Source organism: Streptomyces viridifaciens (assembly GCF_001888885.2).
Classification (GTDB): Bacteria; Actinomycetota; Actinomycetes; order Streptomycetales; family Streptomycetaceae; genus Kitasatospora; species Kitasatospora aureofaciens.
Genome location: NZ_CP090841.1, coordinates 719,494 through 734,265, shown reverse-complemented (window position 1 = coordinate 734,265; position 14,772 = coordinate 719,494). Strand labels below are relative to the sequence as shown.

The 14,772-nt window shown below is 73.8% G+C and carries 15 protein-coding genes; 7 read left to right on the top strand and 8 right to left on the bottom strand.

All coding sequences use genetic code 11. The annotated features are described in order from the left end of the window. Nucleotides 1-22: 22 nt before the first annotated feature. Nucleotides 23-943 carry a serine/threonine dehydratase gene (locus BOQ63_RS10705; protein WP_030287677.1) on the bottom strand — a complete coding sequence of 307 codons (921 nt, stop codon included), beginning with the start codon at nt 941-943 and terminating at the stop codon, nt 23-25. A 253-nt stretch (nt 944-1,196) separates the two neighbouring features. On the opposite strand from BOQ63_RS10705, the gene BOQ63_RS10700 reads away from it, so the two are divergent. Further along, the gene (locus tag BOQ63_RS10700) at nt 1,197-2,054 is read left to right on the top strand and encodes a DMT family transporter (RefSeq protein WP_030287675.1); all 858 of its coding nucleotides are present in this window, start codon (nt 1,197-1,199) and stop codon (nt 2,052-2,054) included. 281 nt (nt 2,055-2,335) lie between these two features. Next, on the top strand, nt 2,336-2,587 hold the full coding sequence (locus tag BOQ63_RS10695; protein WP_030287673.1) for a hypothetical protein: 252 nt from the start codon (nt 2,336-2,338) through the stop codon (nt 2,585-2,587). 131 nt (nt 2,588-2,718) lie between these two features. Here BOQ63_RS10695 and BOQ63_RS10690 read toward each other — a convergent pair whose 3' ends face one another. Together BOQ63_RS10690 and BOQ63_RS10685 are read right to left on the bottom strand one after the other, a co-directional pair. After that, on the bottom strand, nt 2,719-3,048 hold the full coding sequence (locus tag BOQ63_RS10690; protein ID WP_030287671.1) for a hypothetical protein: 330 nt from the start codon (nt 3,046-3,048) through the stop codon (nt 2,719-2,721). Next, nucleotides 3,045-3,362, bottom strand: coding sequence for an SAV_915 family protein (locus BOQ63_RS10685; protein ID WP_050366400.1), 318 nt, complete (start codon nt 3,360-3,362; stop codon nt 3,045-3,047). The genes BOQ63_RS10690 and BOQ63_RS10685 overlap by 4 nt, the downstream gene beginning before the upstream one ends. A 403-nt stretch (nt 3,363-3,765) precedes the next feature. On the opposite strand from BOQ63_RS10685, the gene BOQ63_RS10680 reads away from it, so the two are divergent. Then, entirely contained in the window at nt 3,766-5,985 is a 2,220-nt protein-coding gene (locus BOQ63_RS10680) for an NADP-dependent isocitrate dehydrogenase (protein WP_030283175.1), read from the top strand. 126 nt (nt 5,986-6,111) lie between these two features. On the opposite strand, the gene BOQ63_RS10675 is transcribed toward BOQ63_RS10680, so the two are convergent. Then, on the bottom strand, nt 6,112-6,750 hold the full coding sequence (locus BOQ63_RS10675; RefSeq protein ID WP_050366399.1) for a YdcF family protein: 639 nt from the start codon (nt 6,748-6,750) through the stop codon (nt 6,112-6,114). 148 nt (nt 6,751-6,898) lie between these two features. Further along, nucleotides 6,899-7,915: a cytochrome c oxidase assembly protein gene (locus tag BOQ63_RS10670; protein WP_078958700.1), complete on the bottom strand. Its 1,017-nt coding sequence runs from the start codon at nt 7,913-7,915 to the stop codon at nt 6,899-6,901. A 177-nt stretch (nt 7,916-8,092) separates the two neighbouring features. Between BOQ63_RS10670 and BOQ63_RS10665 the strand changes: the two genes are divergently transcribed. Next, nucleotides 8,093-8,899: an NAD-dependent epimerase/dehydratase family protein gene (locus tag BOQ63_RS10665; protein ID WP_223885895.1), complete on the top strand. Its 807-nt coding sequence runs from the start codon at nt 8,093-8,095 to the stop codon at nt 8,897-8,899. 100 nt (nt 8,900-8,999) lie between these two features. Here BOQ63_RS10665 and BOQ63_RS10660 read toward each other — a convergent pair whose 3' ends face one another. Together BOQ63_RS10660 and BOQ63_RS10655 are read right to left on the bottom strand one after the other, a co-directional pair. After that, complete coding sequence (locus BOQ63_RS10660) at nt 9,000-10,217, bottom strand: RNA polymerase sigma factor (RefSeq protein WP_030554483.1); 1,218 nt, start codon at nt 10,215-10,217, stop codon at nt 9,000-9,002. Next, on the bottom strand, nt 10,214-10,585 hold the full coding sequence (locus BOQ63_RS10655; RefSeq protein ID WP_030283185.1) for a YciI family protein: 372 nt from the start codon (nt 10,583-10,585) through the stop codon (nt 10,214-10,216). Before BOQ63_RS10655 ends, BOQ63_RS10660 begins: the two co-directional genes overlap by 4 nt. A gap of 210 nt (nt 10,586-10,795) precedes the next feature. Here BOQ63_RS10655 and BOQ63_RS10650 point away from each other — a divergent pair, with 210 nt between their 5' ends. The 3 genes from BOQ63_RS10650 (at nt 10,796) to BOQ63_RS10640 (ending at nt 14,189) form a co-directional block, all read left to right on the top strand. Next, nucleotides 10,796-12,334, top strand: coding sequence for an MFS transporter (locus tag BOQ63_RS10650; RefSeq protein ID WP_046386992.1), 1,539 nt, complete (start codon nt 10,796-10,798; stop codon nt 12,332-12,334). Between the two features lie 70 nt (nt 12,335-12,404). Further along, nucleotides 12,405-13,148 carry a 3-oxoacyl-ACP reductase family protein gene (locus BOQ63_RS10645; RefSeq protein ID WP_030283188.1) on the top strand — a complete coding sequence of 248 codons (744 nt, stop codon included), beginning with the start codon at nt 12,405-12,407 and terminating at the stop codon, nt 13,146-13,148. 138 nt (nt 13,149-13,286) lie between these two features. Beyond that, a complete protein-coding gene (locus tag BOQ63_RS10640; RefSeq protein ID WP_030554479.1) occupies nt 13,287-14,189 on the top strand; it encodes a UTP--glucose-1-phosphate uridylyltransferase in 903 nt (300 codons plus the stop codon). Nucleotides 14,190-14,198: 9 nt separating this feature from the next. Here BOQ63_RS10640 and BOQ63_RS10635 read toward each other — a convergent pair whose 3' ends face one another. Then, on the bottom strand, nt 14,199-14,702 hold the full coding sequence (locus tag BOQ63_RS10635; RefSeq protein WP_030554476.1) for a DinB family protein: 504 nt from the start codon (nt 14,700-14,702) through the stop codon (nt 14,199-14,201). Nucleotides 14,703-14,772 lie beyond the last annotated feature (70 nt).

Below are 14,772 nucleotides of genomic sequence, written 5' to 3'. Positions count from 1 at the left end.
GGGGCCCCCTGCTGACATCGCGTCAATTCGCCAGATCCGAGGGGTCGGTGTTCGCGCCGCAGAGCAGAACGGCGATGCGCTCACCCTCCACCCGGTCCAGGGCGGCCAGCGCGGTGGACGCCGCGTACTCCACGGCGATCCGGCGCTCCTCCCAGAGCCGACGGCGGGCCGCCACGATCACCTCGTCCTCCACCAGGACCGAGCGCACCCCCTCGTGCCCGGCCGCGTGCACGGCGAGCGCGGTGGCCCGGCGGGCGCCCAGCGCGTCCTGGGCCACCGAGGCCACCGGGACGTCCACCGGTCGGCCGGCCTCCAGCGCCGCGTTCAGCGCCCGGCTCCCGGACGGCTCCACCGCGACCACCCGCACCCCGTGCTCGCGGGCCGCGACCGCCACCCCGGCGAACAGCCCGCCGCCGCCCACCGACACCACCACCGTGTCCAGGCCGGGGACCCGGGCGCGGATCTCGTCCAGGACCGTCCCCGCCCCGGCCGCGATCAACGGGTGGTCATACGCGTGCGAGGCCAACGCCCCACTGCCCGAGGCGAATTCCTCACAGGCCGCCAGCGCCTCCGCGTACTCCCGGCCCACCAACCGCACCTGCGCCCCGTACGAACGCAGCCGGTCCAGCTTCACCGGCGAAGCAGTCTCCGGCAGGAACACCGTGGCCCGGACGCCCAGTTCACGCGCGGCCCAGGCACAGGCCAGCCCGGCGTTGCCGCCCGAGGCGATGGTCACCCCGGCCGACGGCAGGGTGCCCGCCTCGGCATGGGCGAGCAGGAAGTTCTGCGCGCCGCGCGCCTTGAAACTGCCGGTGTGCTGCAGGAACTCCAGCGCCAGCCACGTCCTGCCGCCGTCGTCCCCCGGTGCCACCGCGACCGGCCGCACCCGCCCGGCGATCCGCTGCCCGGCGGCCTCCACCTCGTCGTACGTCAGCTGTTCCATCGTCGGCTCCTTCGTGCGGTGATGCGGACCGGTCCGACCGACGGTAGTGCGCGGGGACGGGCCCGAGAAGATCGCCGACGGGCGGGCGTAGCCTGGACCCGTGCGTTTCGTGATCCTCCCGCCGCCGGTCCGCTAGCGGGCGGCGTACCCACCTGGCCCGGCCGAGCGGGAGAGCCCCTCGGTTCCCGGGGCGATGTCTGCCGCCCGCGTACCCCGCGGACCAGAACCGGCGAACCATCGTGGAGTACGACGCATGACCTCGCACACCGCCGTGCCGTTCCGGCACGGCCTGTTGTCCATTTCCGCCGCCGCCGTCGCCTGGGGGGTGGGCGGAGCCGTCGCCGCACTCCTGATGCGCACCAGCGGACTCGGCCCGGTGGCCGTCTCCTGCTGGCGCTTCGGCGTCGCGGCGCTCTGCCTGGCGCTGCTGCCCCCGGCGGCGGCCCGTTCCGGGAAGCCCGGCTCCACCGGGCTGACCGGCCTCGGGCTGGCCGTCAGCCAGTGCGCCTACTTCGGCTCCGTGCACTACGCGGGCCTCGGACTGGGCACCCTGATCACCATCGGCGCCGGACCGGTGCTCACCAGTCTCGGCGCACACCTGCTGCTCGGCGAACACCTCACCCGACGGTCGGCGGCCGCCGTCCTGCTCGCCCTCGGCGGGCTCGCCCTGCTGGTCGCGGCACCCGCCGCCGGACCGCGCCCGGCCCTGGGCGTCGCCCTCGCGGTGCTCGCCGGCGCAGGCCAGAGCGGACTCACCCTGTGGGCCCGCGGCGGCGGCTCGGCCCGGGCGAGTACGGGCGCCTTCACGACCGGACTGCTCTGCCTGCTCCCCTTCGCGGCGGTCCAGGGCGTACTGCCGGCCGCGGGGCAGCCGGCGCTGACCGGCGCAGCCCTGCTCTTCCTCGGGACGGTGCCGACGCTGCTCGCCTACCGCTGGTACTTCAGCGGTCTGACAGCCGTACCGGGCACCACCGCCTCCGTGCTGGTGCTGCTGGAACCGGCCACGGCGGCGGTGATCGGCGTGCTCTTCCTCGGCGAGCCCTTCACCGTGGGACTGGCAGCGGGCTCCGCACTGCTGCTCGCCGCGATCGCGGCACTGACCCGGGCCTAACGGCGACCGGAGCCGGGCGCACGCCACCGCAGGGGCGTGCCCCGGCTCCGGGCGTTCGGCTTCCGGGCCTCGGGCTTGCGGGCCTTCGAGGCTCCGGCCTTGGCCTCGGCGGTCCCCGGGGTCCGGCCCTTCCGACCTTCCGGGCCCGACCTCTCCGCAATCGTCGTCGCGGCTTACCGGGCCCGGTCTCCCGTCGCCGGACCGGCGTGGTGTGCCGGGGCGAGCACCCGGGCGGGCGAGCTGAGGTCGCCGGATGCGAGCCACCGTGCTGTCGTGGCGGCATGAAGACCTCACGCGCGGCCCGGGTGGCCGTCACGACCGCGACCGCCGTCCTCCTCGCCGTGGGCGCCGCGGTGCCGGCCGCGCATGCGGCGGCGAGCGGCCGGCGCGATGTCACCGCCGACACCTGTCGGGCCGCAGGCGGGCACGTAGAGGGCAGCGGCTACTGCGTGGACGCGAGCGGGAAGGACGCCTGGGGCGCGGAGATCGACGGCCAGGCGGTCAATCCGAACCCGCGCCCCGGTTTCGAGTGAGGCGCAACGAGAGTCGGCCAGTGGCGGTGCCGGGACTCGCCGTCCGGCGATGGAGAGCCGCGGACCGGATGAGCGGGGTGTGGTGGGAGCCGCCCGGCCCGGCGCGTCCGGGGCGCCGGGCCGGGCGGGGGTCAGGGCACTGGTCGCAGGGTGACCGGGGTGGGGGTCAGGGTGCGCAGGACCAGGTCGATGCGGATCTTGGTGGCGCCCGCGCGGTGCAGGGCGGCGGAGACGGCCCGTAGTTCTTCCGGGCCGGTGCAGGCGAGGCGGAGTTCCAGGTCGGCCTCGCCGGCGAGGGCGAGGCCGCTCTGTACGGCGGGGAACTCCGCCGCGAGGCGGTCGAAGTCGAGCGGGACGGGTCCGTGGCTGATCCGGGCGATGGCGTGCAGGGCCCGGGCCTGCTCGGGTCGTCCCGGGGCGGGGGTGAAGCCGTCCGGGACGAGGTGGAGGGGGGCGGTCACCGGTGCTGGAGCTGGGTGGCCGAGGTCGGGGCGGGCGCTGCGGCGGGTGCCGCGGCGGGGGTGGGGACGGGCGGGGCGACCAGGCGGGGGTCGAGGACGAGGGTGTCGACGCCGAGCGGGCTGGTGAGGGTGCGCAGGGCGGGCTCGCCGAGTTCGGTGTAGGCCTGCTCCGGTCCGAGGAGCGCGGCGAGGGCCTCGGGGCTGCTGAACCCCACCGCGCAGCGGCGGCCGTCGCGGGTGCGGAAGAGGCGGAGGGCGGTGGTGCTTCCGGTGGCGTTGGTGGTGACCGGAACGTGCCAGACGACGCGGGCCATGCGGATGCTCCCGGGTGGGGTGGTGGTGGCTGCCGGATGCTGCTCTGTCCCGACGCTAGGTCGGGTCGGGCCGCGCGTCGCCGGTCCTGACGCGGCGTTGACCGAATGGGGTGGTGCATTGACGCACTCCTGACACCCGACTCATTCGATTGGACTACGCCTGTCTCGCGGCCGCCCGAACACTGCCCGACGGGTTCCGGAACTCCGACCGACCGCCGCCTGATCGGGACGGTGCAGGAGCCCTCCGCTTGCCGCCGGGGCGGTTGCGGACCACGGTGGAGTCGGCCCTCCCGGCGCCTCCGGATCCGGCCGGCGCACGCTCCGGGGCGGGGGGAGGTGGAGCGAGGGGCCCAGAACGAGATATCTTGACGTCAAGACGTTGGAGACGTGAAGCGGAGTACCGATGACTGACTCGACCATCATCTATACGCACACCGACGAGGCTCCGGCCCTGGCGACCTACTCGTTCCTGCCGGTGGTCCAGGCGTACGCCTCGACGGCGGGTGTGCGGGTGGAGACCCGTGACATCTCCCTGGCCGGGCGGATCATCGCCAGCTTCCCGGAGCGTCTGACCGAGGCCCAGCGGATCGGTGACGCCCTGGCCGAGCTGGGTGAGCTCGCCAAGACCCCGAGCGCCAACATCATCAAGCTGCCGAACATCTCGGCCTCCGTGCCGCAGCTGAAGGCCGCCATCGCGGAGCTGCAGGGCCAGGGCTACGCCCTGCCGGACTACCCGGACGACCCGCGGACCGACGAGGACAAGGACGTCCGCGCCCGCTACGACAAGATCAAGGGCAGCGCCGTCAACCCGGTCCTGCGCGAGGGCAACTCGGACCGCCGCGCCCCGCTGTCGGTCAAGAACTACGCCAAGACCCACCCGCACCGCATGGGTGCCTGGACCGCCGAGTCCAAGACCAACGTCGCCACCATGGGCGAGAACGACTTCGCGAGCACCGAGAAGTCCACGGTGATCGCCGCCGACGGCGCCCTGCGCATCGAGCTGGTCGGCGAGGACGGCACCGCCACCGTGCTGCGCGAGAAGGTCCCGGTGCTGGCCGGCGAGGTCGTCGACGCCTCGGTGATGCGCGCCGCCGCCCTGAACGAGTTCCTGGCCGCCCAGGTCGCCCGTGCCAAGGCCGAGGGCGTGCTGTTCTCGGTGCACCTCAAGGCCACCATGATGAAGGTCTCGGACCCGATCATCTTCGGCCACGTCGTCCGCGCCTTCTTCCCGAAGACCTTCGCCGCGTACGGCGAGGCGCTGGCCGCCGCCGGTCTGAACCCGAACAACGGCCTCGGCGGCATCCTGGCCGGCCTCGACAAGCTGCCGAACGGCGCCGAGATCAAGGCTTCCTTCGACGCCGAGCTGGCCGAGGGCCCGGCGCTGGCCATGGTCGACTCCGACAAGGGCATCACCAACCTGCACGTGCCGAGCGACGTCATCGTCGACGCCTCGATGCCGGCCATGATCCGCACCTCCGGCCACATGTGGGGCCCGGACGGCCAGGAGGCCGACACCCTCGCCGTCCTGCCGGACCACAGCTACTCCGGCGTGTACCAGGCCGTCATCGACGACTGCCGCGCCAACGGCGCCCTGGATCCGGCCACCATCGGCTCGGTCCCGAACGTCGGCCTGATGGCCCAGAAGGCCGAGGAGTACGGCTCCCACGACAAGACCTTCGAGATCGAGGCGGCCGGCACCGTCCGCCTGGTCGACGCCGAGGGCAACGTGGTGCTGGAGCAGGCCGTTCAGCCGGGCGACATCTTCCGCGCCTGCCAGACCAAGGACCTGCCGATCCAGGACTGGGTCAAGCTGGCCGTCACCCGCGCCCGCGCCACCGGCGACCCGGCGGTGTTCTGGCTGGACGAGAACCGCGCCCACGACGCCGTGCTGATCGAGAAGGTCAAGACCTACCTCCCGCAGCACGACACGACCGGCCTGCAGATCGAGATCAAGTCCCCGGTCGAGGCCACCAAGTTCTCGCTGGAGCGCATCCGTCGCGGCGAGAACACCATCTCGGTGACCGGTAACGTGCTGCGCGACTACCTGACCGACCTGTTCCCGATCCTGGAGCTGGGCACCAGCGCCAAGATGCTGTCGGTCGTCCCGCTGATGGCCGGCGGCGGCCTGTTCGAGACCGGCGCCGGTGGCTCCGCCCCGAAGCACGTCCAGCAGCTCGTCAAGGAGAACTACCTGCGCTGGGACAGCCTGGGCGAGTTCTTCGCGCTGGCCGCCAGCTTCGAGCACCTGGCCACCACCACCGGCAACGCCCGCGCCAAGGTGCTGGCCGACACCCTGGACCGCGCCACCGGCACCTTCCTCAACGAGGACAAGTCGCCGAGCCGTCGCCTCGGCGGCATCGACAACCGCGGCAGCCACTTCTACCTGGCCATGTACTGGGCCCAGGAGCTGGCCAAGCAGACCGCCGACGCCGAGCTGGCCCAGGCCTTCGACGGCCTGGCCAAGGCGCTGACCGAGCAGGAGAAGACCATCGTGGACGAGCTGATCGCCGTCCAGGGCTCGGCCGTCGACCTCGGTGGCTACTACCAGCCGGACCCGGCCAAGGCCGCGGCCGTGATGCGCCCGTCGAAGACCTTCAACGAGGCGATCGCCAACCTGGCCTGACACCGGGCGGGTTGAAGCACCGGGAGGCCCCCGGGTCCGCTGCGGCGGACCCGGGGGCCTCCCCGCGTGTGCGCCCGGTCTCCGTCCTCATGCCGATGGACCGGGCGCCATGATCCAGCGGCCCGTTCAGGCCAGTCCCAGCACCACCCCGGTGCCGGTCAGCAACAGGAGTGCGGCGCCGTTGACGCGCGGCACCGCGAGGGCCGTGCCGACCGCCTCGCGCAGCAGCTGGTACGGGCCGTGCGCGAGCGGCCCGTCCGCGCCGAGCACCCGGCCGGGGGCGCCGGCCCGGCGGGCGGCCAGGGCGGAGCGGACGGTGTGGAAGCCGCTGGTGACGACGGTGCAGCGGTAGCCGGGGCGCTCGGCGGCCATCAGGGCGGCGCTGAAGCGCAGGTTCTCGGCGGTGTTCACGGCCCGCTCCTCGCGCCGGATCCGCTCGGCCGGGACGCCCCGGGCGATCAGGTAGCGGGCCATCGCGCCGGCCTCGGTGCACTCCTCGTGCGGGCCCTTGCCGCCGGTCACCAGCAGCAGCGCGGCGTGCCCGGCGGCCTCCTCGGCGGCGAGGTGCTCCAGCGCGGCGTCCAGCCGGGCCGCCAGGATCGGCGCCGGCTCGCAGCCGTCCAGCGCGGCGCCCAGGACCACCAGGTAGTCGGCGCCGACGGCCACCGGGCGGCGGCTCTGGTGCAGCGCGCAGGCGAGGAAGCCGAGCAGCCAGAGCAGGACGTACCCGCCGAGCAGGACGGCGGGCGGGAACAGGGCGGGCATACCCGTCGAACGCGGCCGGTGGGAACACCGTTCCGGAACGCGGGGGAGGGCGGTATGACGGAGCCCACGTCCTCGGGGGGAGGACGTGGGCTCCAGCGGGGGCCGGGGTTCCGGGGGCGGATGTTCCGGGGCGCTTCGGGCGCGGGGCTCAGCCGGCGTCGGCCGCCGGGGTCGCGGGGGCGGCCGGGGCGGTGGGCGCGGCGGGGGTCGCCGGGCGTCGTCCGCCGCCCTTGTGAAGCGAGGCCAGGTAGGCGTTGTACGCCTCCAGCTCGGCGTCGCCGCTGCGCTCCTCGGCGCGGTCGCGGCGGCGGGCCTGCCGCCGCTCGGAGCCCATCCACTGGTAGACCAGCGCGATCAGCACGATCGCGGTCGGGATCTCCCCGAACGCCCAGGTGATGCCGCCGGCCAGCTTCTGGTCCTCCAGCAGGTCCGTCCCGGGCGGTGCGCTCTGGACGGTGAAGGTGGAGACCAGCGGGTGGCTGGCCATCATCACCGCCACGCCGAAGAAGGCGTGGAACGGCATCCCCATGAACAGCTCGATGATCCGCATCACGTGCCCGGGGCGGTGCGGGCCCGGGTCCACGCCCATGATCGGCCAGAAGAAGGCCAGACCGGTCATGAGGAAGTGGACCATCATGAAGATGTGCCCGAGGCGGTACTGCATCAGGACGTCGAACACCGGGGTGAAGTAGACCCCGTACAGGCTCGCGATGAACAGCGGGATGGTGAACGCCGGGTGCGAGACCACCCGGACGTACCGGCTGTGCAGCAGCGCCACCAGCAGCTCGCGCGGCCCGCGCGGCCGCCCCTTGCCCGCCGGGCGCAGGGCCCGCAGCGCGAGCGTGATCGGGGCGCCGAGCAGCAGCAGGATCGGCGTCAGCATGGACAGCACCATGTGCTGGATCATGTGGGCGCTGAACAGCACCATGCCGTAGTCGTTCAGGCCGCTGCAGGTGACCAGCAGCATGCTGGCGACGCCCGCGACCCAGCCGACGACCCGGCCGACCGGCCAGCGGTCGCCGCGCCGGTACAGCCGGACCACACCGACCAGGTACAGCGCCAGGGCGACCAGGCCGCCGAGCAGGAACACCCAGTCCGGGGACCAGGTCCACGCGTGGGAGAGGCTGAACGGGTCTAGTCGGGTCATCCCGCCGTGGTGGTGCATTCCTGACATTCCGTCGCCCATCGGCGGGTCCCGCTTTCCGTCCTCGTGGTCCCCGCTGGGGGTCCGGTTCGCCCGTTTTGCTTGGCATACAGCCTAGGTGGGCCTTACCTCGGCCGTACCGCCGCCCCCTCCCGTACGGGCCCCGTACCGGCCCCGTCCGGACTCGGTGCGGGCTCCGTGCGAGCGGCTCCCCGGCGTGCGGCGCCACGGTCGGCGCTGACCGAGCTCTGCTCGGGCGCCGGAGCGCTGCTCCACCTCGCCTCCCTGGTCGGCGGTGGCGCCGAGGAGTGCGCGGCCGTCAACGACCGGGGGACGGCGGCGGTGATGGCGGCGGCCGCCCGGGCCGGGGCCGACCGGATCGTCCACCTGTCGACGACGGCGGTGTACGGCGAGGGCCCGCACACGGGCGTCGGCGTCGACGAGGTGCTCGCCGCGCCGCTGTCCGAGGCCAGCCGCACCCGGCTGCTCGGCGCGGGCCACGCCCTGGCGGCGGGTGCCGTGGTGCTGCGGCCCGCGCTGGTCACCGGGACGGGCGACCGCTGGGTGGTGCCCGGCCTGGCCGAGCTGGCGCGGCGGGTGCCGGGCCGCTGGGCGGGCGGCGACGTACGGATCTCCCTGGTGGACCGCACGGACCTGGCCCGGCTGATCACCGCGCTCGCCCTGGACGCGCCGGCGCCGGTGGCGGGCGTCCACCACGCGGCCCACCCGGAGCCGGTCCGCAGCGGTGACCTGCTCGACGCGCTGGCCGGGCTCGGCCTGCTGCCCGCCCTGGACGGCCCGGCGCTGTCCTGGGAGGAGTGCCGCCGACTGCTCGCGGCGAGGCCGGGGACGGTCTCCGAGCGTCAGTTGGCGATGATCGCCCGGGACCACTGGTACCGCAGCGACGACGTCTGGCGGCTGGCCGCCTGCCCGCCCGGCCCGGGGCCGCTGGCCCGTCTGGCGGGGGCGGCGCCCTGGTACCGGGCGGCCCTCGGACTGGGATGAGCGGAGGGTTCGACTACGTCTGTAGTGACGACACCTGTCGTTACTACGCCTGTAGTTACTGCAGCTGTCGTTACTGTGCGCGTAGTTACTGCGGCCGTGGTTACTGCGCCCGCAGTCGTCGGGCCCGCGCCTCCAGGAACCGCTGTTCCGCCAGGCTCGCCGTGGCCTTCGCCGCACGGCGGTAGTGGTCGTACGCGCCCGCCCGGTCGCCGGACCGTTCCAGCAGGTGCGCCCGGACGGAGAGCAGCCGGTGGTGGCCGGCCATCCGCTGGTCCCCGTCCAGGGTGGCGAGCAGGGCGAGCCCGGCCTTCGGGCCGTCCCGCTCGGCGAGGGCGACGGCCCGGTTGAGGGTGACCATCGGGTTGGGGGCGATCCGTTCCAGGATCAGGTAGAGGGCGTGCACCTGCGCCCAGTCGGTCTCCTCGGCGGTGGCGGCGTCGGCGTGGGTGGCGGCGATGGCGGCCTGGAGCTGGTACGGGCCCAGCTCGGGGCCGGCCAGGGCGGCCTTGGCCAGCGCGGTGCCCTCGTCGAGCAGGTCGCGCTCCCAGGTGCTGCGGTCCTGTTCGGCCAGTGGCACCAGGTCGCCCGCTGCCGTCGTCCGGGCCGCCCGGCGGGCGTGGGTGAGCAGCATCAGGGAGAGCAGACCGGTCACCTCGCCGTCCTCGGGCAGCTGGGCGTGCACCATCCGGGCCAGCCGGATCGCCTCCTGGGCGAGATCGGCGCGGTGCAGTTCGCTGCCCGAGGAGGCGGTGTAGCCCTCGTTGAAGATCAGGTAGAGCACGTGCAGGACGACCCGCAGCCGCTCCTCCCGCTCGGCGCCCTCGGGCAGGGCGAAGGAGCTGCCGGCCGCCCGGATCCGCTGTTTGGCCCGGCTGATCCGGGCCGCCATGGTGGCCTCCGGCACCAGGAAGGCCCGGGCGATCTCGGCCGTGGTCAGCCCGCCGACCGCGCGCAGGGTGAGCGCGGTCTGGGAGGCGGCGGTGAGCGACGGATGGCAGCAGAGGAAGAGCAGCAGCAGGGTGTCGTCGGTGTCCGGCACCTCCTCGGGCACCACCTCGGCGGCCGTGGTCGCGGTCTCGCGCTCGCGGCGGGCGTGGTCCCTGCGGATCTGGTCGACCAGCCGCCGGGCGGCGACCGTGACCAGCCAGCCGCGCGGGTTGTCCGGCACGCCTTCCTCGGGCCACTGCACGCTCGCGGCCAGGACGGCCTCCTGCACGGCGTCCTCGCAGCCCTCGAAGCGGCCGTGCCGTCGTACCAAGGTGCCGAGGACCTGCGGCGTGAGGTCGCGCAGCAGGTCCTCGAAGTCCGGTGCTGTCATGCCTCCAAGTGTCCGTCGGAGAACATCACCTGGCGCACCTCGACGCCCAGCCCCTCGATCGCGGCGTCCGGGATCTGCGCGGCGAGCTCGATCGCCCGCTCCTTGTCCTCGCAGTCGACCAGGTAGAAGCCGCCCAGGAACTCCTTGGCCTCCAGGAAGGGGCCGTCGGTGACCGCCGGCTGGCCGTCGCGCACCGTGACGACGGCGGCCTGGGACGGGTCGACCAGCGCCTGGGTGACGATCAGTTCGCCGGAGGACTTCAGCGCCTCGATGAACTTGCCGTGCCCGGCGCCGATCGCCGCCTTCTCGTCGTCGGTCAGCGCGTCCAGCACGGCGGGGTTGATGTGCAGGCTGATCAGGAACTTCATGGCGTACTCCTCGTCCGTGGTCGGGCCCCGGTCGGGCCCCTCGACCGTACGGTCGGAGCCGGCGCCGACGTCTTGACATCCCCGCCGGAGAAATCTCCCACGACTTCCCTCCCGTCGCACCGTTCACCGCCGCCGAGGACCCGGTGTCAAGAATCCGGCGGCCGCTCCGACCGCCCGGCGGAACGTTTCCGAGGCGGAGGAGTCGCCGGGATGAGAGTGAACCGGGCACGGCTGGGACTGGCCCTGCTGATGCTGCCGACCCTGCTGGTCGCGATGGACATGACGGCGCTGCTGCTCGCCCTCCCGAGGCTGAGCGCCGACCTGGGCGCCTCCGGCGTCCAACAGCTGTGGATCAGCGACGGCTACGGGCTGATGGTGGCCGGGCTGGTCATCACCATGGGCACGCTGGGCGACCGGATCGGCCGCCGGCGCCTCCTGCTCGGCGGCGCGGCGGCCTTCGGGGTGCTGTCGGTGGTCGCCGCCTTCGCGGTCGACCCGCTGATGCTGATCGTCGTGCGGGCCCTGCTGGGCGTCGCCGGGGCGACGCTGGCGCCGTCCACGCTCGCGTTGATCACCAACATGTTCCGGGACGAGCGCGAGCGCGGCCGGGCCGTCGCCGTCTGGGCGACCTGCCAGTTCGCGGGCGGGGCGCTGGGGCCGGTGCTGGCCGGGCTCCTGCTCCAGCACTTCTGGTGGGGGTCGGTGTTCCTGGCCGCCGTCCCGGCCATGGCGCTGCTGCTGGCGGCCGGGCCCGCCGTGCTGCCGGAGTTCCGCGGCGGGACGGCCGGGCGGCTGGACCCGGCCGGGGTCGGGCTGTCGCTGGTGGCGGTGCTACTGGTGCTGTACGGCATCAAGCAGTTGCCGGTCGGGGGCGCGCCGCTGGTCCCGGTGGCGGCCCTGCTGGCGGGCACCGGCGTCGGGTACGTCTTCGTTCGGCGGCAACTGCGCTCGGAGCGGCCGCTGTTGGACCTGCGCCTGCTGCGCAGCCGTCCGCTCACGGCCGTACTGGTCTCGCTGGTGCTGGCCGGGGCCGCGATGGCGGGCACCGGCCTGCTGGTGACCCAGTACCTGCAGAGCGTGCTGGGCCACTCGCCGTTCGCCTCCGCCGTCCTGTTCGCCCCGATGGGCCTGGCGGTGGCGGTCGGCACCATGGCCGCGCCGCGGCTGACCGGCCGGGTGGAGCGGGCCACCGCGATCGCGGGCGGGCTGGCGCTGTCCGCGCTGGGTGCCCTGCTGCTGGTCGCCGCGGGCCAGGACGAGGGCTCGCTGCCGCTGGTGATGACCGGCATCGCGGTGCTGGCGCTGGGCACCGGGCCGCTGTTCGCGCTGGGCACCGGACTGGTCCTCGGTTCGGTGCCGCCGGAGCGGGCGGGCTCGGCGGCCTCGATGTCGGAGACCGGCAACTACTTCGGTGGCTCGCTCGGCTTCGCCCTGCTCGGTACCGTCGCGGCGGCGGTCTACCGCGGCCGTACCGGCGGCGGCTCCGACTCGCTGGCGGCCGCGGTCGAGGCGGCCCGGCACCTGCCCGCCGGGCAGGGCGCCGAGCTGCTGCACGGCGCGCGCTCGGCGTTCACGGCGGCACTGCACGTCAACGGGCTGATCGCGGCCGCGCTGTTCGCCGCCCTGGCCGCGCTGACCCTGGTGATGCGCCCGGCGAAGGGCCCCGCGCCGACGGAGGAGCCGATGGCGGACACGACGGCGGACACGGTGGAGGGGCAGGAGGAGGCGCCCGCGTACGAGCGGGCTTGAACCTGACACCTGTGTCAGGCCCTACCTTCGGGGCGCGACGAACGCAGCATCCACTCAAGGGGGAAGAACGATGAGCAACGAGCTGACCGGCAAGGCGGCCCTGGTGACCGGCGGCAGCCGGGGGATCGGCGCGGCGGTGGCCAAGCGGCTGGCGGCCGAGGGGGCGGCGGTGGCGCTCACCTACGTCCGGGCCGAGGAACAGGCCCGGACGGTCGTCAAGGAGATCGAGGCGGCGGGCGGCCGGGCGGTGGCGATCCGCGCCGACCTGGTCGAACCGGAGGCCGCGACGCGTGCGGTGGAGGAGACGGTCCGGCAACTGGGCGGGATCGACGTCCTGGTGAACAACGCGGGCTTCCTCACCTACGGCCCGCTCGACGAGGTGTCGGTCGAGGAACTGGACCGGGTGCTCGCCGTGGACGTCCGCTCGGTGTTCCTGGCCGCCCAGGCCGCCGCCCGGCACATGGGCGAGGGCGGGCGGATCATCAGCATCGGCTCCTGCTTCAACGGGCGGGTCCCCGGCGCGAACTTCGTCCTCCAGGCGACGGCCAAGACCGCGCTCGTCGGGCTGACCAAGGGCCTGGCCCGGGAGCTCGGCCCGCGCGGGATCACGGCCACCGTCGTCGACCCGGGCCCGATCGACACCGACATGAACCCGGCCGACGGTGACTCCGCCGCCTTCCAGCGCTCGCTGACCGCGCTGGACCGCTTCGGCGAGGCCGAGGACATCGCCGCTGCCGTCGCCTTCCTGGCCGGCCCCGGCGGGCGCTACGTCACCGGTACCGCCCTCGCGGTGGACGGCGGCTACACGGCCTGAGCGAACGGCCGGTGCGGGGGCGGTGGTCGGGGCCGCCGCCCCGCGCGTGCGGCGGGTGATCACGCCGTCATCCTTGGTAGCGTCGGTCCTGGCGCCGCTCAACTGCGACGCACTGCAGTCGACATGAGAGAACATCACATGGCCCCCAGGACGATCCGCCGAGCCGTCATCCCCGCCGCCGGACTCGGCTCCCGCCTGCTGCCGCTGACCAAGGCCACCCCGAAGGAGATGCTGCCGGTCGGTGACAAGCCGGTGATCGAGCACACCGTGCGCGAGCTGATCGAGAGCGGCATCACGGACATCACCATCGTCGTCAACGGCGACAAGGGCCTGATCCAGGAGCACTTCCGCCCCAACCCGGTGCTGGTCGACCAGTTGCGCCGGGACGGCAAGGCGGCGTTCGCGGACGCCGTCGAGGAGGTCGGGGAGCTGTCCCGCAAGGGGCACATCAGCTACCTCTACCAGCACGGCCCGTACGGCAACGGCACCCCCGTGCTCAACGCCGCCCGGCACTTCGGGGACGAGCCCTGCCTGGTGCTGTGGCCGGACGATGTCTTCGTCGCCGAGGTGCCCCGCGCGCAGCAGCTGATCAGGGCGTACGAGCAGACCAACGCGCCGGTGCTGGCGCTGATGCCGATGGCCCCCGAGGACTCCTACCGCTACGGCGTGCCGGTGGTGAAGGAGGACCTCGGCGGCGGCTCTCTGCGGATCACCGGCCTGGTCGAGAAGCCCAAGCCGGCCGACGCCCCGTCCGGGTACGCCGCCATCGGCGGGTACGTCATCACCCCCGGCATCGTCGACGAACTCCGCGAGCTCACCCGCCGCTGGCTCGAGAAGCCGGAGGACGAGGTCTACCTGACCGACGCCATCAACGCCTACGCGGCCCGCCGCGCCGTCTACGGGCAGGTCATCGCCGGCACCTGGTACGACACCGGCAACCCGGCCGCCTACCTGCGCGCCCAGTTCGCCGCGGCGCTGGCCAACCCCGAGTTCGGGCACGAGCTGCGCCAACTGGCGGGCGAGCTCGCGCCGGTGGAGTGAGTCGGCGGCTCAGCCGCGGTCGTGGTCCCCGGTCGCGCCGTCGGTGAGCTCGCGCAGGATGTCCATGTGCCCGGCGTGCCGGGCGGTCTCGGTGGTCATGTGGATGAGCACCCAGCGCAGTGAGACCGTCCGGCCCGACCAGGAGGTGCCCAGGGAGTCCAGCTCCAGCCGGCCGATCGCCTCGTCGGCGGCCGCCCGGGCGCGGGCGTAGAAGGCCAGCACGTCTGCGGTCGACTCGTGCGGCTCGATCCGCATGTCGGAGCTGTCGTCGGCGTCGACGTCGAACGGCAGCGGGCCGGTCTCCAGGCCGAAGGTCTCCCGGAACCAGCCGAGTTCGGCGCCGCCGAGGTGCTTGACCAGGCCCAGCAGGTTCGTCCCCGAGGGCGTCATCGGTCGGCGCAGCTGCTCGTCGTCCAGGCCCCGGAGCTTCCACAGCACCACGTCGCGGTGCCGGTCCAGCGCCGCGTGCAGGCTTTCCTTCTCACCGCCGGTGAACGGCACGATCTTGACCATGTCCGGACGCTAGCAGACCGAAGGGCCGCCGACACCGCCGGTGGTCCGCGTTCGCGCCGGTCGGACGTGG